The organism is Mesorhizobium sp. M1142 (assembly GCF_040318565.1).
Taxonomy (GTDB): domain Bacteria; phylum Pseudomonadota; class Alphaproteobacteria; order Rhizobiales; family Rhizobiaceae; genus Mesorhizobium.
Genome location: NZ_JAMYMK010000003.1, coordinates 387,041 through 405,285, shown reverse-complemented (window position 1 = coordinate 405,285; position 18,245 = coordinate 387,041). Strand labels below are relative to the sequence as shown.

The window sequence follows — 18,245 nt, the reverse complement described above, 5'->3', positions numbered from 1 at the left end:
ACCCCCCCCCCCCCCCCCGCCGCCGCTCGCCCCCCCGCGGCGGGGGGGGGGGGTCCCGGCCGCGGCCCGCCCCCGCGGCCCCGGCGCGTGGGGGGGCCCGCCCCAGGACCGGTCCGCAAGCGGCGGATGGCGATGCCGGCGACAGCCAGCTCGTGGGCGGCCCGCGATGCCGGCGGCAGCGGCGAGGGATCGAAGCCGTCCAGCCTGCGCTCGGCTTCGTCGAGATGGCCGATCAGCAGCAAGCGCCGGACTTCGAGGTTGCGCGCATGTGCGGCATTGACGCGGTCGCCATGCCTTTCAAGCGTCGCCCGCGCGGCGTCGAGTGTCTTGGCCGGCCAGGCGAGGTCCCGCGAGACGAGCGCGATCTCGGCCTCGGCGACTATACACCTCGCGCGGGCCACGGCCTCCCTCGGGCTGAATGCGTGTGCCGCCCTTTTTAGAAGAACCTTCGCCCGAACCAGGTCGCCAAGCTGCGCCATTGCGATACCGCGCAACGCCAGTGCCGGCGCATCGTCGCGCAGCGCAACCCGCTTCAAGGCGCCGAGCGGATCGCCCGCCGCAAGCGCATGCGCCGCGGCCGTGATCAGCGAGTCCATCGGAATCCCGTCACACTTGTCACTCCCATGGCTTCGACATCCGGCGCTAAGTCCATCTCACCAACCAGTCGTATCGACAACGGCGACTGTAGCCAACCTGAGTTGCGGCGCGCCAACCTTGAGTCGCGGCTAGATTGTGCACTGGGCTCGAACGCAACGATAAGCACTAGGAGAGACGCAGTGAAGATCGAAGGTACAGCCATCCTGGTGACTGGCGCCAATCGGGGCATCGGTCGGGCACTGGTCGAGGAAGCCCTGAGCAGAGGCGTAAAGCGCGTCTATGCCGCAACTCGCCAATCCATGGCCCACCCGGACCGGCGTGTGACGTCCCTGACCATGGATGTGACCGACGTTGCGCAGATCCGGGAGGCCGTCGAGAAGATCGATGCTCTCGATATCCTCATCAACAACGCCGGCGTATCGCCCTTCGATGACCTCAGCGACCGTCGTGTGCTCGAACAACAGCTCGCCGTAAACCTCTTCGGCTCGTACGACGTTACCCAGGCTCTGCTGCCGTTGCTGGCCCGGTCGCGGGGAGCCATCGTCAACATTCTGTCGCTGGCCTCGATTGCCGCCGTGCCGTTCAGTCCGGCTTACTCGATCTCCAAGGCGGCCTCGTTCTCGCTGTCGCAGTCGTTGCGCACGCTCCTGGCCGGACGGGGTGTCAGCGTCCACAGGGTCCTTCCCGGCCCGGTGGACACGGACATGACACGGGGCCTGGACATCGCGAAGGCTTCTCCGGAGTCTGTCGCGCGGGCGATCCTGGACGGCGTGGAGAATGGCGAGGAAGAGATCTTCCCCGATCCCATGTCGGAATCCGTGGCGGAGGGCTGGCGCAGCAGTGCGGTCAAGGCGCTTGAGCGCCAGTTTGCAGCCTATGCGGAAGCAAGTCCGTCAAGTGAAGCAAGCCCGTCAGGCAGTGGGCATGAAAGAAGCAGCGAAACGATTGCCCGCGAGCCCCATCCTTGCTGCTCGGCCTGAAACTGCGGACGCTTATGCAGGGGTCGCGGCATCGCCGCCCCTCGGCGCCGCCCCGACCCCTCACGGCGCGCAGAGATGCCTCCTGATGTCCGGAGCAAGTTGACCGATCAGTTGCGGTCGTCGGGGAAACTTGGAATAGGCAAGAATTCGACGCCATCCTCGGCGAGGCTCTTGGCCTCCTCCAGCGTCGCCTCGCCATAAATGCCGCGCGGATCGCTCTCGCCAAAATGGATCTTGCGCGCTTCCTCGGCAAATTTGTCGCCAACATAATCGGCGTTCTCGCGCACCTTCTCGGCAAGCGCCTTGAGCTGCGCCAGCGCCTGCTTTTGTGCCTCGCCCATGGCCAGCGCGATCTTCTCCTGGCCGCGCCCGGTCGAGACGGCAGGCGCCATCAGCGCCTTCTCGACCTTGTGCGAGCCGCAGGCCGGGCAATCGATGAAACCGCGCCTCTTCTGTGTGTCGAAATCGTCGTTGCTGCGGAACCAGGCCTCGAATTCGTGCTCGTGTTCGCAGATCAGGGAAAAGCGGATCAAGAGGCGGCACCCCTGAGCGGCATTGCCTCCGCCGAACCGGCGTTTACGGCAAAATCGCGTGCGTTTTTGAGATTCGGTATCTTCTTGCGCGCGGCGACTGACTGCACCGGGTCGATCTCGGCGACAATCACCGCCGGCTCGTCATGCGCCGCCTCGGCGACGATGCGGCCCCAGGGATCGACGATCAGCGAATGGCCATAGGTTTCGCGGCCGTCCTCGTGCACGCCGCCTTGCGCCGCGGCAACCACATAGGCGCCGTTCTCGATGGCGCGCGCCCTGAGCAGCACATGCCAATGCGCTTCGCCGGTCTGGCGGGTGAAGGCGGCGGGCACCGAAAGCAGATTGGCGCCGGCCAGCGCCTCGGCACGGAACAGCTGCGGAAAGCGTAGATCGTAGCAGACGGCAAAGCCGAGCTTCACGCCATTGATTTCGGCGACGACGGCCTCGGTGCCAGGCTCATAGGCGGCGGATTCGCGCCAGCTCTCGCCATTGTCGAGATCGACATCGAACATGTGGATCTTGTCGTAGGTGGCAATCGTGGCACCGTCCGGCCCGAACAGAAGGGCGCGGTTGGCAAGCTTGCCGTCGGCGCGCAGAATGGCGGTCGAGCCGATATGCAGGAAGATGCCGAGCTCCTTGGCCAGCCTCCGCGACGTCGAGACGACGATGTCCTTGTCTTCGGAGGTGAAGGAAGCGGCCCGCGCTTGGCTGTCGCGGATCAGCGCGCCGGTCATTTCCGGCGTCTGGACATAGGACGCGCCAAGACCTGCCGCCTCGCGGACCAGCCGTTCCAGATCGACCGCATTGCGCTCCGGACTGGTTCCCGAACGCATCTGGATCGCCGCGGCCTTGAAAGCACCCATCGTCATGTCCTTACCTGGTCGAGCCGTTGGCGAGCAATCCGTCCAGCCGTCCTTCCGCCTCCAATTCGTGGAGATCGTCAGAGCCGCCGACATGCGTGTCGCCGATGAATATCTGCGGAAAGGTGGAACGGCCATGGGCCCGGGAAATCATTTCCTGGCGCAGTTCCGGCGAGAAGGAGGCGTCGTGCTCGGTATAGGCGACGCCCTTCCTGTCGAGCAGCCGTTTGGCCGCGGTGCAATAGCCGCACATCATCCGCGTGTAGATCGTCACATCGACCATCGGTCAGCAATCCTGCCTCGTTCTGCTGTCATATAGGCTATATAGGCGCCGATTCGTCGGCCCGAAAGTCCCCCGGCAGCACGCGCGCGAAGGTCAGTACGTCGACCGCGCCGGCACCGCCCTTCGTCAATGCCCTGGCAACCGCGCGGACGGTGGCGCCGGTGGTGTAGACATCGTCGATCAGCAGCACCCGGCGGCCGGCGATTTCGATCTCCGCCTCATCAGGCACTTTGAATGCGGCGCGAACATTTTCCTCGCGTTCCCGCCGCTCCAGCCCGACTTGCTGGCGCGTGAGTTTGACGCGCTTGATGGCTGATGGCGCGAAAGGCCGCTCCCCGAGCTGCGCCACCGCCCGCGCCAGTTCCGCGGACTGGTTGAACTGCCGTCGGAAGAAACGCCGCCAGTGCAGCGGCACCGGCACGACCACGTCGGCCTCGGCGATGAGCTCGGCACCGGCGCGAAGCATCCAGCGCGCCATCCACGGCGCCAGATCGGTGCGGTCCTGGTATTTCAGCCCTTGCACCATCTGGCGGGCAACGCCGGAATAGGCAACCGCCGCTCGCGCGCGTTCGAACGGCGGCGGGTCGGCTATCGCCTCCGCCGACAGGAAACCCTCACCCATACTGTGGGTGAACGGCGTGCCCATCACCGGGCACCACGGCCGTTCCAGCAGCCTGAGTTTCGGCCAGCAGGCGCCGCACAACACGCCGGGCTGCGAGACATGGCGGCGGCAGCCGGCGCAGACCGGCGGGAACAAGAGGCGCGCTGGCCAGCCCAATGCCTTGCGGGCAATGCTCTTGATCGCAATACGCTTGATCTCTGGCATGGGATCGGCCACGTGGTTGGTCCTTCGCATCACTATATCAGAGAGCGAAGCAAAAGGACCTGCCCATTGCAGCCTGTAATCGACACCTCGCTCTGGCTGGCGCGCAAGCGCCGGGCACTGGCCCGTCCCATCGTCGGCGCGGATTTCCTCATGCGGCGGGCGGCCGAGGATCTTGCCGACCGGCTCGACGCCGTCGAACGCAGGTTCGGCAAGACGGCCTCATTGTTTTGCCAGACGCCGGCAGCAGCAGAGGTGCTCGCTGAAAGCGGCAAGGTGACGGAAAACGTGCGCGTCGAGGCCGACGCCGCTTTCCTGGCCGGCCAGCCAGGAGTGGTAGCGCCGTTGGAAACCGTGCCATTCGAACCGGAAAGCCTCGACCTCGCAGTCTCGCTGCTGTCGCTGCAGGCGATGAACGACATTCCCGGCATGCTGGTGCAGATCCGCCGGGCGCTGAAGCCGGACGGGCTTTTCCTCGGCGCCTTCGCCGGCACAGGCACGCTCTCCGAACTGCGCGAAAGCCTGCTTGCCGCCGAGACCGAGCTCTATGGCGGCGCTAGCCCGCGTGTGATCCCGTTCACCGACGTCCGCGACGCCGGCGCGCTGCTGCAGCGCGCCGGCCTGGCACTGCCGGTGGCCGACGTCGAGACGATCACGGTGCGCTACGATTCGCTATTTGGCCTGGTCGCCGACCTGCGCGCCATGGGCGAGACCAGCGCGCTTGTCGACCGCAGCAGGCGGCCGGGCACGCGAGCGCTGTTCGCGCGCGCCGCCGAAATCTATGCGGAGCGGTTTTCGGATGCCGATGGCCGCGTCAGGGCGAGTTTCTCGGTGGTCTGGATGTCAGGCTGGGCGCCCGATGCCTCTCAGCAAAAGCCGCTGAAGCCGGGCTCCGCAAAAATATCGCTGAAGACAATCCTGGAAAACCCCGGCGGCCCCTGAGCGTATCCTTGCGCAAAAGCTAAGCGTATCCCATCAAAGCTAAGCGGGTCACTGCGCAAAAGCGTTGGCAAGCCTGCTGCTGTTGTCGCTGAACAGCCACTGAATCGCATCGGCAGCCTGGCCAATACCAGCGACAATGGCAAGCGACAGCACGGCGACGATCAAACCATATTCGATAGCCGTCGCACCCCTCTCGTCTTCTAGAAATCGTTGCAGCAAGATTTTCATGGGCGCCCATCCCTCTTGCCCGAACCTAGCGCCGACCCGTTAAGAAAGGTTAATGCGACAGGCTTAACGCGCGGTGAACCAGCTGCATTCTAGGAAACAGCCGAATCCTAGAGATCTGTTGAGGAGTCAGCAGTCGCCGCTGCTTCTGCCATCGGCCCGTATAACGCAGACCGAACTGGGCAGCGGCTGCAGCACGCTCTTGCGTAGCGTATAGCTATCGCGCTGGCCGATCGAGCCGGTGCTCATCGTATCAAGCCCGTCGCGGGCAAACTGCGAGCGGGTCCGGCTGTCGAGGTAGGGCGTCGCGATCAAGGCCAGAGCCACCGCGGCCGAGCCGAACAAGAGGGCGATGCGCAATATTCCCATGCCGGCATTGGCGGCGCCAGGAAGGCGGTCGGGCCAAGGCGAGTCCCAGTCCTTTTCAAGGCTCATGCAAATCGCTCCCCAGCGGTGGAATCGGCGTAACCGCCTAGCGTCAATTTTTCACGGTCAGATAAATCTTTCATTAACGCTGCTGCCAGCGCGTTGCGGCGCTGCCCGATTTACGGCAGGTCGGCCGTTACAGCAGATCGATGAGGAACTGGATCAGCGGGGCATCGGCCGGCGGCATTGGAAAATCGCGCATCTGGCGCGGCCGCACCCATTTCAGCACTTGGCCTTCCTTCGGCTGGGCAATGCCGCGGAATCGACGGCAGACGAACAGCGGCATCAGCAGGTGAAAATCATCGTAGGAATGGCTGGCGAAGGTGAGCGGCGCCAGACAAGGGATGTCGGTCTCGATGCCGATCTCCTCGTACAATTCGCGGATCAGGCATTGTTCCGGCGTCTCACCGGGCTCGACCTTGCCGCCTGGAAACTCCCACAGGCCGGCGAGTTGCTTGCCTTCGGGCCGCTGCGCCAACAGCACGCGCCCGTCGGCATCGACCAGCGCGCAGGCCGCGACCAGGAGCAGGCGTTTGCCGACCGTATCCAAGCCGCTCATGCGCCTTGTGGCCGGCGATAGTGATAGCGATAGACTTCGTCGAATCCGAGCGAACGGTAGAGCGCCAGCGCCGGCGCGTTGTCCGCCTCGACCTGCAGCCAGGCTTCCCGCGCCCCGCGCAGCCGCGCCCATTTCAGCGCCGACCGGATGAGATGGCGGCCATGGCCCTGGTTGCGCACCGATCTGTCGGTGGCAATCTCAAACAGGCCGGCAAGATCGCCGTCATGTACGCAGATCAACGTTGCCAGCGGCTCGCTGCCGGCCTCCAGCGCAAACAGTCCGGCCTCCGGCTGGATGGCGCCGATGATCTCCGACAGGCCCGGCCGCAGCGACACATCCGAGCCGCTCACCTTGAGTGCGGCACCGATGAAACGGCTGATGTCCTTCAACGGAATCTGGTCCATGGCGTCGTCGAGCGTGGCGTCCGCCAGCGGCAGCCGCATGACCAGCGATTCGGCGAATATGCTCCAGCCCTCGCTGTCGAGGTACTTTGAAAGATCCGGGCCCGACAGCGGCGAGATGCGAAAGGTCAGCGGCCTGCCATAGGCGTCGAAGCGGCGGCTGGCGCGACCGATGCGCTCAGCAATGTGCTGGATGTCGCCCGGATCGAGCGGATTGACCGAGTTCAGCCGCTTGGCCGGGTGGCCGGCCGTCAGCCGCACCACCCAGGTGCCGTCATAATGGACGGCGGCCGCCGGCCAGGCGCGAAAGCCGGCCGCCTCATAGCGGCGCACGATCGCCAACACGCTTGCCGGATGTCTGGAAGCCAACGCCATCAGCTCCGATAATCGCCGTTTATGGCGACATATTCCTTGGTGAGATCGCAGGTCCACACCGTCGCCTTGCCGCGGCCGATGCCGATGTCGGCGCGGATGCGGATCTCGTCGCGCTTCATATACGCCGAAGTCGCCTCCTCGGAATAGGCGGCGTCGCGCTCGCCCTGATAGGCCAGGCGGTTATCGCCGAACCAGATCGACAGAAGGTCGCGGTCGGCCGGTTCGCCGGCCTTGCCGACAGCCATGACGACGCGGCCCCAATTGGCGTCCTCGCCGGCGACTGCCGTCTTGACCAGCGGCGAATTGGCGATCGACAGCGCGATGCGCTTGGCCGAGCGGGCCGATTTGGCTCCGGTGACGGTGACCTCGACCTGCTTGCGGGCGCCCTCGCCGTCGCGCACCACCTGTAGTGCCAGCGATTTCAGCACCTTGCCGAGGGCACGGCGGAACGCGCCGAGGCGCGCATCCTTGGGGTCGGAAATTGCCGGCGAGCCGCGCCTGGCGGCAGCACCCGTGGCGAACATCAGCAGCGTGTCGCTGGTCGAGGTGTCGCTGTCGACGGTAACCGCGTTGAAGGTCTTGGCCGTGCCGCGCGACAGGAGGTCCTGCAGCACCGGTGCTGCGATCGGCGCATCGGTGGCGATGAAGGAAAGCATCGTCGCCATGTCGGGCGCGATCATGCCGGCACCCTTGGCGATACCGTTGATGGTGACGTCGGCATCGCCGAGCTTGACCGTCGCGGTCGCCAGTTTGGGATAGGTGTCGGTGGTCATGATCGCCTTGGCGGCTTCGGTCCACAATTCCGGCTTGCCGTCCTTGACCAGCCCGGCCAGCAGATGGCTGAACTTGCCGGCGTCGAGCGGCTCGCCGATCACGCCGGTCGAGGCCAGGAACACCTCGCCCGCTGTGCAGTCGGCCGCTTTCGCCGCCACCTCGCCCGTGAGTGCCGTCGAGGCGCGGCCCTTCTGGCCGGTAAAGGCATTGGCATTGCCGGAATTGACCACCAGCACGCGTGCCTTGCCAGCCACGAGGTTCTGCCGGCAGAAATCGACCGGCGCCGAAGGGCATTTCGACCTGGTGAACACGCCGGCGACGGTGGTGCCGGCGTCGAACACCATGGCCAGCAAGTCGGTGCGGTTCTTGTATTTTATGCCGGCCTCGGCGGTGGCGATGCGCGCGCCCTCGATCACCGGCATCTTGGGATATTTCTTCGGCGCGAGCGGCGAAACCTGTGTGGACATGGAAGACCCCGGGCGGGAAAAATCGCGAAAGGAACGCCGGTTTGCCCGATAGCACGCGCTGGCGCAAGGCGTTTCACAGCCGTTACGGGTGCCGGAAGCCTGACACCGCCTCATGCAGCAAGCAGGCTGTTGCAAATTTGTTGGCGTCGCTGCGACCGATAGCGCTATGATCCTGCCCCATGGGCAGGCTTGTGGTCTTGGCACTGGCGTTTCTGGGCTTTCTGCTGCTGCGCGCCGATGCGCAGACGGCGCGGCGCGTCGCGCTTGTGGTCGGCAACGGCAGCTACGCCGAAGCCGGCACGCTGGCCAATCCCGTCAACGATGCGCTCGACATCGCCGACAAGCTGCGCGCCATCGGTTTCGAGGTGATCGAAGGCAACGATCTCGGCAAGCGCGAGCTCGAACGCAAGATCGGCGAATTCTCCGATGCGCTGCAAGGTGCCGGTGCCGGACTGTTCTACTATGCCGGCCACGGCCTGCAGGTCGACGGGCGCAACTTCATCGTGCCGGTCGACGCCCGGCTGGACATGCCGGTCAAGCTGCAGCTCGAGGCGGTGCCGATCGACGAGGTTCTCGACATCATGGAGCAGCAGACCAAGGTCAGCCTGGTCTTCCTCGATGCCTGCCGCAACAACCCGTTTGCCCGAAGCCTCAGCCGCAGCACCATCACGCGCTCGGCGACGGCTCTCGCCGGCCTCGCCCAGTTCGAGTCGACACGCGGCTCATTCATCGCCTTCTCGACTGCGCCCGGCGCCGTCGCAATGGACGGGACGGGGCGCAACTCGCCCTTTGCGGCGGCTCTTTTGCGGCATATGGCCGAGCCCGGACAAAGCATCAACGACATGATGATCGCGGTGCGCCGCGACGTCGTTTCGGCAACGCGCGAGGCGCAGCGTCCCTGGGAGCAGGGGTCGCTGCTCGAGCGTTTCGAATTCGTTCCGGGCGCAGACACTGCCCGGCAACCGAAACCGGCTGTCAGCCCGGCTCCCGCGTCGCAGGTGGCTGCGCTCGAACGCTCCGTCGGCGACAAGGGCGCCATCGAGCAGTTTCTGCGCCAGGACTATCTGGCGCTGGATGCCAAGAGGATGCGCGAAACCGTCAAGCGGCTTTACGGTGCGTCGGCCACCATCTACGGCACGCGCTACGACAGCGAGGCGATCGTCAAGGTCAAGACCGACTGGTTCGCGCAATGGGCGTCATGGTCGTTCGCTCTCGAGCCCGGCAGCCTTGAGGTGACGCCGCACGGCAAGGACCGTGCCGACGTGGTTTTCGCCATGCGCTACGACTATGTGCCGAAAGACAAATCGGCGCAGCGCCTGACCGGCAAGGCGCGGGTGACGCTGGAACTCGTGCTGGCCGATGGCGCGTGGCGCGTTGCGTCGGAAACGTCGCAAGCGCTGGAATGAACATCAGCGGACCGCTGGGTTGATGAACCCGCGAAACGCCCGCTGCACGCCCGGAATCAGTCCCCAGATCATGATCGAGACCATCAGCGGCGCGATGACCAGCGTACGCTGCCAGATTTGCCATTCCTGCATCAGCGGAAAAACCACATACAGAATGGCAGTGATCAGCGGATACACGCCGAGCAGCACAAGCAGGGCGAAGCGCAGGCGCGAAAAGCGGGTCACGGCGGTCGAGTTCATCAAACTCTCCTTATCGTTACGGAACGTTCCGTTACATATAAAACGGATCGTTCCGTTTCGTCAAGAGTTGTATATGATGGCTGCTGAAACCGCGGGTAAGGAAGAAAAGATGGGCGAAATCACCGATCCCGGGCGCAAGTCGGCTGGCGCACGGCGCAGCCCGGAAAGCGCCGATGCCATTCTCGATGCCGCCGAGGCGGTACTGGTCGAAGCCGGCTATTCCGGCTTCTCGATCGAGGCGGTGGCGCGCCGCGCACGCGCCGGAAAACCGACGATCTATCGCTGGTGGCCAAGCAAGGCCGCCTTGCTGCTCGACGTTTACCAGCGGCAAAAGCGCGTCGACAATCCCGACACCGGGAACCTTGCGGAGGATCTCGTCGGCTTCCTGAAGAGCTTGTTCGCGCATTGGCGCGAGACGTCGTCGGGTAGCGTGTTCAGATCGCTGATTGCCGAGGCGCAGTCGGACGAAAAAGCCGCCGCCGCCCTCGCCGAATACGCAAGAGGCCGTCGCATCCACACCGGCCAGATGGTCGAACGCGCCAAGGCAAGGGGAGAGGTGACAGCCGATGTCGATGCCACTGTCGTCGCCGACCTGATCGCCTCGTTTGCCTGGGCGCACCTTCTGACAGACCGCCTGGACGAGGACGAGGCGATCTTGCGCAGGGCGGTCGGCTATGTCTTGAAAGGCATCGTCGCTGAGGATGCCGGCAACGCCACGGCGGTCCGGCGGCGGCGTTAACGCATCATCGCTCGCCCTACCAAATAGAAGCGACAGGGCGGCAGCGCGCCCTGTCGTAGCCCAATCTGGCCTATTTGGCGCTTTCCAGCGCGTCGACCGTCTTCTTCAGGTTCGCATCGGGGATGTCGACCTTGGCGTTGGCGCGCAGCGACTTGACCAGCGCGAAATACTTGTCGCGGATGACCGCCTGGCGCGCCTGGTCCTTGACCTGGTCGAACGCCGGCGGCTGCTTGGTGCGCTTGTCCTCAACCTTGATGACATGCCAGCCGAACTGCGACTGCACCGGCTGCTCGGTGTATTTGCCGACCGCCAGCGCAAACGCCGCCTTGTCGAACTCCGGCACCATCTGGCCAGGTCCGAACCAGCCGAGATCGCCGCCGCTGGTCTTGCCGCTCGGATCGCTGGTGTGCTCGTTGGCGAGTTTCTGGAAGTCGGCGCCGCCGTCGAGCTGCTTGATGATGGCGTCGGCCTCTTCCTTCGTCTTCACGAGGATGTGACGGGCGTGCACCTCGTTGGTGGGCGGCGTGTTGGCGATTTCCTGGTCGTAGCGGGCGCGGACCTCGGCATCGGTAACCTTGTCGATGACGCCCTTCTCGACCATTTCGCCATGCAGCGCGCGCTGCTGCAGGAAGGCCATGCGGCGCTGGAAGTCGGGATCCTTGTCGAGGCCGGTGGTCACCGCCTGAGCCGCCATGACGCGGATTTCAATCGCCGCCGACAGTGCCGCCGCGCGGCGCTGCTCGGGCGGAAGCTGCGCGAACTGCTGCGACAGCTCGCCCTCGGCAAGCCCAAGGTCTGCCTCGGTCAGCGTCTGGCCGTTGACGGTGGCGACCACGGCGTTCGGATCGACCGGCTTGGCCGCCGGGGCGGGTGCTGCCGGCTGGGCAGGGGCGGCTTCCTGTGCCATCAGCGGCGACAGCGAGAGGGCCGACAGCCCGAATGCCAGACCAAGGCTGGCGAGCGACGCACGGCGGAACAACAAGGACATTACGATTATCTCCAAAGCGGGGTAGCTAGAGCGGAATGGCTTCCAGACCAGCAGGATTGTGGCGGAATTTGGCGCGGTCGACAGGGCGAGCGCGGCGTTGACATCGAATGAGCCCCCTCTTATCTGTCCAACGACTTTGCGTCCAGAACCGTTTTCCGGGCGCTTTTTGCGTTTGTCCGCGTTCACGTGGATTTGATGGGGCCAGCCGGCGCCTGTCGCAACGACTTGGAATGCTATCGAAAGGGCCATTGGATGGTCAGTCTCGGCGGTCTCGCCCGTAAGGTTTTCGGCTCCTCCAACGATCGTCGGGTCAAATCGACCCGGCCCCGCGTCGAGGCGATCAATGCCATGGAAAACGAGATGCGGGCGCTCTCCGACGCCGAGCTTCAGGCCCGCACCGACAAATTCCGCCAGGACATCGCCAACGGCGCCAGCCTCGACGACCTTCTGGTGCCGGCCTTCGCTACCGTGCGCGAGGCCGCCCGCCGCGTGCTCGGCATGCGCCCGTTCGACGTGCAGCTGATCGGCGGCATGGTGCTGCACAATGGCGGTATTGCCGAGATGCGGACCGGTGAAGGCAAGACGCTGGTGGCGACGCTGCCGGTCTATCTCAACGCGCTCGCCGGCAATGGCGTCCATGTCGTCACCGTCAACGATTATCTGGCCACGCGCGACTCCGAATGGATGGGCCGCGTCTACAAATTCCTCGGCCTTAAGGTCGGCGTCATCGTCCATGGCCTGTCCGACGAGGAGCGCCGGGTCGCCTACGCCGCCGACGTCACCTACGCCACCAACAACGAGCTCGGCTTCGACTATCTGCGCGACAACATGAAATACGAGCGCGCCCAGATGGTGCAGCGCGGCCATAGCTACGCCATTGTCGACGAGGTCGATTCGATCCTGGTCGACGAAGCCCGCACGCCGCTGATCATTTCCGGTCCGCTCGAGGACCGTTCGGAAATGTACAACACCATCGATACCTTCATCGTCCAGCTGCAACCGCAGGACTACGAGATCGACGAGAAGCAGAAGACCTCGATCTTCACCGAGGAAGGCACCGAGAAGCTGGAGAACATGCTGCGCGATGCTGGCCTGCTCAAGGGCGAGTCGCTCTATGACGTCGAGAACGTCGCCATCGTTCACCACGTCAACAACGCGCTGAAGGCGCACCGGCTGTTCCAGAAGGACAAGGACTATATTGTCCGCAACGGCGAGATCGTCATCATCGACGAGTTCACCGGCCGCATGATGCCCGGCCGCCGCTATTCGGAGGGCCTGCACCAGGCGCTCGAAGCCAAGGAGCATGTGGCGATCCAGCCGGAGAACCAGACGCTCGCCTCGGTCACCTTCCAGAACTATTTCCGCCTCTACAAGAAGCTCGCCGGCATGACCGGCACGGCGCTGACCGAGGCCGAAGAATTCGCCAACATCTACAATCTCGACGTCACCGAGATCCCGACCAACCTGCCGGTCATCCGCATCGACGAAGACGACGAGGTCTACCGGACGGTCGAGGAGAAATACAAGGCGATCGTCAAGGAGATCAAGGAAGCCCGCGCCAAGGGTCAGCCGACGCTGGTCGGCACGACTTCCATCGAGAAATCCGAGCAACTGGCCGAGCGCCTGCGCAAGGAGGGTTTCAAGGATTTCGAGGTGCTGAACGCCCGCCACCACGAGCGCGAGGCGGCGATCGTCGCCCAGGCCGGCAAACCCGGCGCCATCACCATCGCCACTAACATGGCCGGCCGCGGCACTGACATCCAGCTCGGCGGCAATGCCGACATGCGCATCGCCGAGGAGCTTGGCGACATGCCAGCGGGCCCCGAGCGCGAGGCCCGGGAAAAAGAAATCCGCGACGACATCGCCCGGCTGAAGGAAAAGGCGCTCGCCGCCGGCGGCCTCTATGTGCTTGCCACCGAACGCCATGAATCGCGCCGCATCGACAACCAGTTGCGCGGGCGCTCAGGCCGTCAGGGCGATCCCGGGCGGTCAAAGTTCTTCCTGTCGCTGCAGGACGATCTGATGCGCATCTTCGGTTCCGAGCGCATGGACGGCATGCTGCAGAAGCTCGGCCTCAAGGAAGACGAGGCGATCATCCATCCATGGATCAACAAGGCGCTGGAAAAGGCGCAAAAGAAGGTCGAGGCGCGCAACTTCGACATCCGCAAGAACCTGTTGAAATATGACGACGTCTCCAACGACCAACGCAAGGTGGTGTTCGAGCAGCGCCTCGAATTGATGGACGGCGAAGGCCTATCCGAGACCATCACCGAGATGCGCGAAGGCGTCATCGAGGAGATCGTCGCCAAGAACATTCCCGAAAACGCCTATGCCGAGCAGTGGAACGTCGCCGGGCTCAAGGCCGAGATCGCCGAATTCCTCAACCTCGACCTGCCGGTAGAAGACTGGGTCAAGGAAGAAGGCATTGCCGAAGACGACATCCGCGAGCGCATCAGCCAGGCCGCCGACGCCGCCGCCAAGGAGCGCGCCGAGCGCTTCGGCCCCGACGTGATGACGTATGTCGAGCGCTCCGTGGTGCTGCAGACGCTCGACCACCTGTGGCGCGAGCACATCGTCAATCTCGACCATCTGCGCTCGGTCGTCGGCTTCCGCGGCTATGCGCAGCGGGATCCGCTGCAGGAGTACAAGAGCGAGGCGTTCGAGCTGTTCCAGGCGATGCTGGGCAATCTGCGCCAGGCGGTAACGGCGCAGCTGATGCGCGTCGAGCTGGTCCGCCAGGCGGCGGAAGCGCCGCCGCCAGAGGCGCCCGACATGTTCGGCAGCCATATCGACGGCTCGACCGGCGAGGACGATTTCGAAGGCGGCGACACGGCCGTCCTGGTCCGCCAGGAGACCAACGCCATCGTCGCCCCCGAAAACCGCGACCCGAAGAACCCGGCCACCTGGGGCAAGATCGGCCGCAACGAAGCCTGCCCCTGCGGGTCAGGCAAGAAGTACAAGCATTGCCACGGGGCGTTTGCGTAAGGCGCTGCTTTGCTTCGCCCCGTTCGCGGGGAGAAGGTGCCCAAAGGGCGGATGAGGGGCAGCGGAGGCGTTGGCAATTAGCCAATCTCCGCACCTGAGCGGGAGATGGCCGGCAGGCCAGAGGGGGCGCTCAGCCTTTTTGGCGATTTTAGGGCGACGCTCTGGCGTCATATTCTCGGTCCGCTTCGGGCCGCCTTTCGCGCCCAGCGCTTTCGCGGCAGGTCTTTACCGTCGTCAACCACGTCATCGGATTCCTCGCCTGTAGCAATACGCATGACGTGGACGGCATTGCCGATCACGTCGGCAGGACGCTTCTGGCCTTTAGGTCCGGTTGGCATTCCTAGTTCTCGGCATGGCTAAAGACGACAGCGCCGTTGTCCTTACGAACTTCAACGGACACGATTCCATCGTCACCCTTTCGGGTTTGAAACATGGAGGTTGCATGATCTTTCGCGGTCTTCTCGTCGTCGAAGATCACCTTGTCGACGATGCCCTGCCTTCCATACCAGATGACAGTGTAGACCATTGTTGCTGCCGTGCGTTCCGCTCAGCATATAGGCGTTTCGCATATGGGGCAAACGGGATAGGCGTTTCCGCGGATTTCAAACTGAGACACTCCCGAGCAGGTTGAAGGGTTGCGCGAATGATGAATATGAAGCAGCCAGCGCCGCCCCTCATCCGCCTGCCGGCACCTTCTCCCCGCATAGAGACGGGCGAAGGAAAGCCCACCCAACCGTTTCTTAATGTGTCTCCGCTACACCCAGCCCCTGTAAATTGGCGGAAAACGGAGTGTGATCGGGGTGCGCTTTTCCGCGGCGACGACAGCCGGGCGGTTCCTGCCGCAGCGCCTTGCGCTGCGCATCAGGCCGCTGCTTGGCCTGATCGATGCCGTGCTGTTCAGCGCCGGCGCGCGCGGCGAGGCCGGCCGCATGTCGCTGATCGCCTTTTCGGTCCGCATCGTCAGCGCCGTCATCGCCTTCGTCAGCCAGGTTTTGATGGCGCGCTGGATGGGCTCGTTCGAATACGGCATTTTCGTGCTCGTGTGGGTGACGATGGTCATCGTCGGCAATCTCGCCTGCCTCGGCTTCCACACCTCGATCATCCGCTTCATTCCCGAATATCGCGAGCGCGGCATGATGGCCGAACTGCGCGGCATCGTGCGGGCCAGCCGGCTGTTCGTGCTGGTTGCCTCGACGCTGATCGCCGGCCTCGGCGCGCTCGGCGTCTGGCTGCTGTCGGCCTATATCGAAAACTACTATGTCGTGCCGTTCATCCTCGGCATCATCTGCCTGCCGATGATCGCCATGTCCGACCTTCTGCAAGGGCTGGCGCGGGCCAATTCCTGGGCGCTGTTTGCGCTGTCGCCGACCTTTCTGGTGCGGCCGCTGCTGATCCTGGCGTTCATGGCGCTGATGCTGCTGGCGGGCTACGCGCCCGATGCCAGAACGGCGATCTTCGCCGCCATCGCCGCCACCTACGCCACCACGCTCGGTCAGCTCGTCGGCGTCACCTCGCGCATCGACAAAAGAATTCCGGCCGGGCCGATGAAGCTGCATTTCGGCCAATGGTTCATCGTCTCGCTGCCGATCTTCCTGGTCGAGAGCTTCTTCTTCCTGCTCACCAATGCCGACGTGCTGATGGTCGGCGCCTATCTCGATCCCAACGACGTCGCCGTCTATTTCGCCACCGTCAAGACGCTGGCGCTGGTGCATTTCGTCTATTTCGCGGTCAAGGCCGGCGTCGCCCAGCGCTATGCGCAGTTCACCCATGGCGAGCCGCAAAAGCTCGCCGCCTTCGCCCGCGAAACCGTGTCGTGGACCTTCTGGCCGTCGCTGGCGATGGCGCTGCTCGTGCTGGCCCTGGGCGAGCCGATGCTGACCCTGTTCGGCCCGGAATTTTCCGCCGGCTATCCGCTGCTGTTCCTGCTGGTGCTCGGCGTCGTCGCGCGGGCCGCCGTCGGCCCTTGCGAAAGCCTGCTCACCATGAGCGGCAACCAGAATATCTGCGCCGCCGTCTACGCCATGACGCTGGCCTTCAACATCGCGCTTAGCGTCGTGCTGATCCCGCTCTTCGGCCTGTGGGGCGCGGCGATGGCCACCGTCTTCGCCATGATCTTCGAGGCCAGCGCGCTGTCCTTCACGGTCTGGCGCAAGCTTGGCATCGTCATGGTCATTTTCGTGCCCGCCAAAGGAGCCGCCTGATGGCTGCCGTCCCCTTGCTCGAGGAAACCAGCGGCGGCCCGGCCGGCGCCATGGTGTCCGGCCTTGCCGGGCTTGCCCGCGAAGCCGATCCCGCCCATGTCGAGATCCTCGCTAACAACCGGCCCGAGCGCAAGCTTGCCATCTATCCGGCCTCCGCCGGCTTCGACCTGGTCGAGGAGCTCGACTATCTCTGTACCCGCACGATCGAGCCCAACGTCTTCTTCAATCCGCGCTTCCTGGCGCCGGCCATGCCCAGGCTCGAGGACCGCGAGGTGCGGCTGGCCGTCATCCGCGACGGTGACCAGTATCGCAACCGGCTGCGCCTGCTGGTGCCGTTCTCGGTCGAGCGACCGGTGATGCCGCTCGGGGTTCCCGTCATGCGCACCTGGTCGAGCCCGTTCGGCCCGATCGGCACGCCGTTGGTCGACCGCGACGATCCGATCGGCGTCATCGAGGATTTCTTTTCGATGCTGTCCAGGCCGCATCTCAAGCTGCCGAAGGTCTTCGTGCTGCCCGACATAAGGCTGGATGGCCCGGTGGCGAGCCTGCTCGCCAGCGTCGCCGAAACGCGCGGCCTGACGCTGGTCACCACCGGCAAGGCCGAGCGCCCGGTGCTCGAAAGCGCGCTCGACGGCGAGGAATATCTGAAAGCTTCGCTGCGCGCCCACCATTATCGCGAGTTCCGCCGCCTGAAGCGCCGCCTCGCCGACCTCGGCCGGCTGCAGCATGTCGTGGCGCGCGGGCCTGACGAGATCCGCCACGCCATCGAAAATTTCCTGACGCTGGAGGCTGCCGGCTGGAAAGGCCGCGAGCGCACCGCCATGGCCATCGACCGCTACCGCGCCGCCTTCGCCCGCGAAGCGGTGCACCGGCTGGCCGAGCAGGATCTCTGCCGCATCCATTCGCTGACGCTCGACGGCCGCACCGTCGCCTGCCTGATCGTCTTCGTCGAGGCCGGCGTCGCCTACACCTGGAAGACCGCCTATGACGAGACGCTCGCCGCCTATTCGCCGGGCACGCTGCTGATGATCGAGGTGACCAGACAGCATCTCGACGACCCCAACATCATGATGACCGATTCCTGCGCGGTGCCCGACCATCCGGTGATGAGCCGGCTGTGGAGCGAACACAGGCCGATGGGCACGCTGGTGATCGGGCTGACGCCGGATGCCGACCGCCCCGCCCGCCAGGCCGCGTCGCAGCTTCACCTCTATCGCGAGACCCGCAACATGGCGCGCCTGCTGCGCAACCGGATGAGGAGCCTGCTGCGCCGGCGGTAGACTTGGGGTCCAAAGTGGGCCCGACCGTCCGTCTCTGCACCGTCGGCTCTCTCGGGCCTAGGTCGTCAGGGTTAATTCTCCCGATCAGCGGAAAGGATTAGCATCGACGCAGTCCCAACCGGGATGAGGCGATCAATTACGGCCGCGCGTCCAGCATCACT

The 18,245-nt window shown here is 64.7% G+C and carries 19 protein-coding genes and 1 pseudogene; 7 read left to right on the top strand and 13 right to left on the bottom strand.

What is annotated here, in order from left to right; translation table 11 throughout:
* A pseudogene (locus tag NKH42_RS08450) lies at positions 1 to 596 on the bottom strand (helix-turn-helix domain-containing protein); the annotation flags it as partial.
* 180 nt (positions 597 to 776) lie between these two features.
* Between NKH42_RS08450 and NKH42_RS08445 the strand changes: the two are divergent.
* Positions 777 to 1,577: an SDR family NAD(P)-dependent oxidoreductase gene (locus tag NKH42_RS08445; protein WP_352691002.1), complete on the top strand. Its 801-nt coding sequence runs from the start codon at positions 777 to 779 to the stop codon at positions 1,575 to 1,577.
* A gap of 107 nt (positions 1,578 to 1,684) precedes the next feature.
* On the opposite strand, the gene NKH42_RS08440 is transcribed toward NKH42_RS08445, so the two are convergent.
* The 4 genes from NKH42_RS08440 to NKH42_RS08425 are packed head-to-tail and all read right to left on the bottom strand — an operon-like array spanning position 1,685 to position 4,091.
* A complete protein-coding gene (locus NKH42_RS08440) occupies positions 1,685 to 2,110 on the bottom strand; it encodes a DUF1178 family protein (protein WP_352691004.1) in 426 nt (141 codons plus the stop codon).
* Positions 2,107 to 2,973 carry a carbon-nitrogen hydrolase family protein gene (locus tag NKH42_RS08435; RefSeq protein ID WP_352751154.1) on the bottom strand — a complete coding sequence of 289 codons (867 nt, stop codon included), beginning with the start codon at positions 2,971 to 2,973 and terminating at the stop codon, positions 2,107 to 2,109. Before NKH42_RS08435 ends, NKH42_RS08440 begins: the two co-directional genes overlap by 4 nt.
* A gap of 10 nt (positions 2,974 to 2,983) precedes the next feature.
* The gene (gene grxC, locus NKH42_RS08430) at positions 2,984 to 3,253 is read right to left on the bottom strand and encodes a glutaredoxin 3 (protein ID WP_254816699.1); all 270 of its coding nucleotides are present in this window, start codon (positions 3,251 to 3,253) and stop codon (positions 2,984 to 2,986) included.
* Between the two features lie 37 nt (positions 3,254 to 3,290).
* Complete coding sequence (locus NKH42_RS08425; protein WP_254816698.1) at positions 3,291 to 4,091, bottom strand: ComF family protein; 801 nt, start codon at positions 4,089 to 4,091, stop codon at positions 3,291 to 3,293.
* 54 nt (positions 4,092 to 4,145) lie between these two features.
* Between NKH42_RS08425 and NKH42_RS08420 the strand changes: the two genes are divergently transcribed.
* Positions 4,146 to 5,018: a methyltransferase domain-containing protein gene (locus tag NKH42_RS08420; protein ID WP_352505143.1), complete on the top strand. Its 873-nt coding sequence runs from the start codon at positions 4,146 to 4,148 to the stop codon at positions 5,016 to 5,018.
* A gap of 48 nt (positions 5,019 to 5,066) precedes the next feature.
* Here NKH42_RS08420 and NKH42_RS08415 read toward each other — a convergent pair whose 3' ends face one another.
* The 5 genes from NKH42_RS08415 to argJ all read right to left on the bottom strand — a co-directional run bounded on the left by NKH42_RS08415 (position 5,067) and on the right by argJ (position 8,245).
* On the bottom strand, positions 5,067 to 5,246 hold the full coding sequence (locus NKH42_RS08415; RefSeq protein ID WP_352691008.1) for a Flp family type IVb pilin: 180 nt from the start codon (positions 5,244 to 5,246) through the stop codon (positions 5,067 to 5,069).
* A gap of 126 nt (positions 5,247 to 5,372) precedes the next feature.
* Complete coding sequence (locus NKH42_RS08410) at positions 5,373 to 5,678, bottom strand: hypothetical protein (RefSeq protein WP_023677980.1); 306 nt, start codon at positions 5,676 to 5,678, stop codon at positions 5,373 to 5,375.
* A gap of 127 nt (positions 5,679 to 5,805) precedes the next feature.
* Positions 5,806 to 6,228 carry a (deoxy)nucleoside triphosphate pyrophosphohydrolase gene (locus NKH42_RS08405; RefSeq protein WP_352491816.1) on the bottom strand — a complete coding sequence of 141 codons (423 nt, stop codon included), beginning with the start codon at positions 6,226 to 6,228 and terminating at the stop codon, positions 5,806 to 5,808.
* A complete protein-coding gene (locus NKH42_RS08400; RefSeq protein WP_352505140.1) occupies positions 6,225 to 7,004 on the bottom strand; it encodes a GNAT family N-acetyltransferase in 780 nt (259 codons plus the stop codon). Before NKH42_RS08400 ends, NKH42_RS08405 begins: the two co-directional genes overlap by 4 nt.
* A complete protein-coding gene (argJ, locus tag NKH42_RS08395) occupies positions 7,004 to 8,245 on the bottom strand; it encodes a bifunctional glutamate N-acetyltransferase/amino-acid acetyltransferase ArgJ (RefSeq protein ID WP_352691010.1) in 1,242 nt (413 codons plus the stop codon). The genes NKH42_RS08400 and argJ overlap by 1 nt, the downstream gene beginning before the upstream one ends.
* Positions 8,246 to 8,424: 179 nt before the next feature.
* Here argJ and NKH42_RS08390 point away from each other — a divergent pair, with 179 nt between their 5' ends.
* A complete protein-coding gene (locus tag NKH42_RS08390) occupies positions 8,425 to 9,651 on the top strand; it encodes a caspase family protein (RefSeq protein WP_352691011.1) in 1,227 nt (408 codons plus the stop codon).
* Between the two features lie 3 nt (positions 9,652 to 9,654).
* Here NKH42_RS08390 and NKH42_RS08385 read toward each other — a convergent pair whose 3' ends face one another.
* On the bottom strand, positions 9,655 to 9,891 hold the full coding sequence (locus NKH42_RS08385) for a putative antibiotic biosynthesis monooxygenase (RefSeq protein ID WP_352691013.1): 237 nt from the start codon (positions 9,889 to 9,891) through the stop codon (positions 9,655 to 9,657).
* Between the two features lie 109 nt (positions 9,892 to 10,000).
* On the opposite strand from NKH42_RS08385, the gene NKH42_RS08380 reads away from it, so the two are divergent.
* Entirely contained in the window at positions 10,001 to 10,630 is a 630-nt protein-coding gene (locus NKH42_RS08380; protein WP_352691015.1) for a TetR/AcrR family transcriptional regulator, read from the top strand.
* Positions 10,631 to 10,700: 70 nt separating this feature from the next.
* Here the strand turns inward: NKH42_RS08380 and NKH42_RS08375 are convergent, their stop codons facing one another.
* Positions 10,701 to 11,618 carry a peptidylprolyl isomerase gene (locus NKH42_RS08375; protein ID WP_352691016.1) on the bottom strand — a complete coding sequence of 306 codons (918 nt, stop codon included), beginning with the start codon at positions 11,616 to 11,618 and terminating at the stop codon, positions 10,701 to 10,703.
* A gap of 252 nt (positions 11,619 to 11,870) precedes the next feature.
* Here NKH42_RS08375 and secA point away from each other — a divergent pair, with 252 nt between their 5' ends.
* Complete coding sequence (gene secA / locus NKH42_RS08370) at positions 11,871 to 14,603, top strand: preprotein translocase subunit SecA (RefSeq protein ID WP_352691017.1); 2,733 nt, start codon at positions 11,871 to 11,873, stop codon at positions 14,601 to 14,603.
* 340 nt (positions 14,604 to 14,943) lie between these two features.
* On the opposite strand, the gene NKH42_RS08365 is transcribed toward secA, so the two are convergent.
* Entirely contained in the window at positions 14,944 to 15,129 is a 186-nt protein-coding gene (locus NKH42_RS08365) for a hypothetical protein (RefSeq protein WP_031194557.1), read from the bottom strand.
* Positions 15,130 to 15,403: 274 nt separating this feature from the next.
* On the opposite strand from NKH42_RS08365, the gene NKH42_RS08360 reads away from it, so the two are divergent.
* Both NKH42_RS08360 and NKH42_RS08355 read left to right on the top strand, forming a co-directional pair.
* Positions 15,404 to 16,804 (top strand): lipopolysaccharide biosynthesis protein, encoded by a 1,401-nt coding sequence (locus tag NKH42_RS08360; protein ID WP_352691049.1) that lies wholly within the window; start codon positions 15,404 to 15,406, stop codon positions 16,802 to 16,804.
* A complete protein-coding gene (locus NKH42_RS08355; protein WP_352691019.1) occupies positions 16,804 to 18,084 on the top strand; it encodes a GNAT family N-acetyltransferase in 1,281 nt (426 codons plus the stop codon). Before NKH42_RS08360 ends, NKH42_RS08355 begins: the two co-directional genes overlap by 1 nt.
* The last annotated feature ends 161 nt before the right edge of the window (positions 18,085 to 18,245 follow it).

Bases quoted from the DNA above. Each gene is read 5' to 3' on its own strand.
- grxC (WP_254816699.1), bottom strand. From the start codon at position 3,253: ATGGTCGATGTGACGATCTACACGCGGATGATGTGCGGCTATTGCACC.
- argJ (WP_352691010.1), bottom strand. From the start codon at position 8,245: ATGTCCACACAGGTTTCGCCGCTCGCGCCGAAGAAATATCCCAAGATG.
- NKH42_RS08355 (WP_352691019.1), top strand. From the start codon at position 16,804: ATGGCTGCCGTCCCCTTGCTCGAGGAAACCAGCGGCGGCCCGGCCGGC.
- NKH42_RS08405 (WP_352491816.1), bottom strand. From the start codon at position 6,228: ATGAGCGGCTTGGATACGGTCGGCAAACGCCTGCTCCTGGTCGCGGCC.
- NKH42_RS08410 (WP_023677980.1), bottom strand. From the start codon at position 5,678: ATGAGCCTTGAAAAGGACTGGGACTCGCCTTGGCCCGACCGCCTTCCT.
- NKH42_RS08415 (WP_352691008.1), bottom strand. From the start codon at position 5,246: ATGAAAATCTTGCTGCAACGATTTCTAGAAGACGAGAGGGGTGCGACG.
- NKH42_RS08375 (WP_352691016.1), bottom strand. From the start codon at position 11,618: ATGTCCTTGTTGTTCCGCCGTGCGTCGCTCGCCAGCCTTGGTCTGGCA.
- secA (WP_352691017.1), top strand. From the start codon at position 11,871: ATGGTCAGTCTCGGCGGTCTCGCCCGTAAGGTTTTCGGCTCCTCCAAC.
- NKH42_RS08380 (WP_352691015.1), top strand. From the start codon at position 10,001: ATGGGCGAAATCACCGATCCCGGGCGCAAGTCGGCTGGCGCACGGCGC.
- NKH42_RS08435 (WP_352751154.1), bottom strand. From the start codon at position 2,973: ATGGGTGCTTTCAAGGCCGCGGCGATCCAGATGCGTTCGGGAACCAGT.
- NKH42_RS08365 (WP_031194557.1), bottom strand. From the start codon at position 15,129: ATGGTCTACACTGTCATCTGGTATGGAAGGCAGGGCATCGTCGACAAG.
- NKH42_RS08390 (WP_352691011.1), top strand. From the start codon at position 8,425: ATGGGCAGGCTTGTGGTCTTGGCACTGGCGTTTCTGGGCTTTCTGCTG.
- NKH42_RS08400 (WP_352505140.1), bottom strand. From the start codon at position 7,004: ATGGCGTTGGCTTCCAGACATCCGGCAAGCGTGTTGGCGATCGTGCGC.
- NKH42_RS08385 (WP_352691013.1), bottom strand. From the start codon at position 9,891: ATGAACTCGACCGCCGTGACCCGCTTTTCGCGCCTGCGCTTCGCCCTG.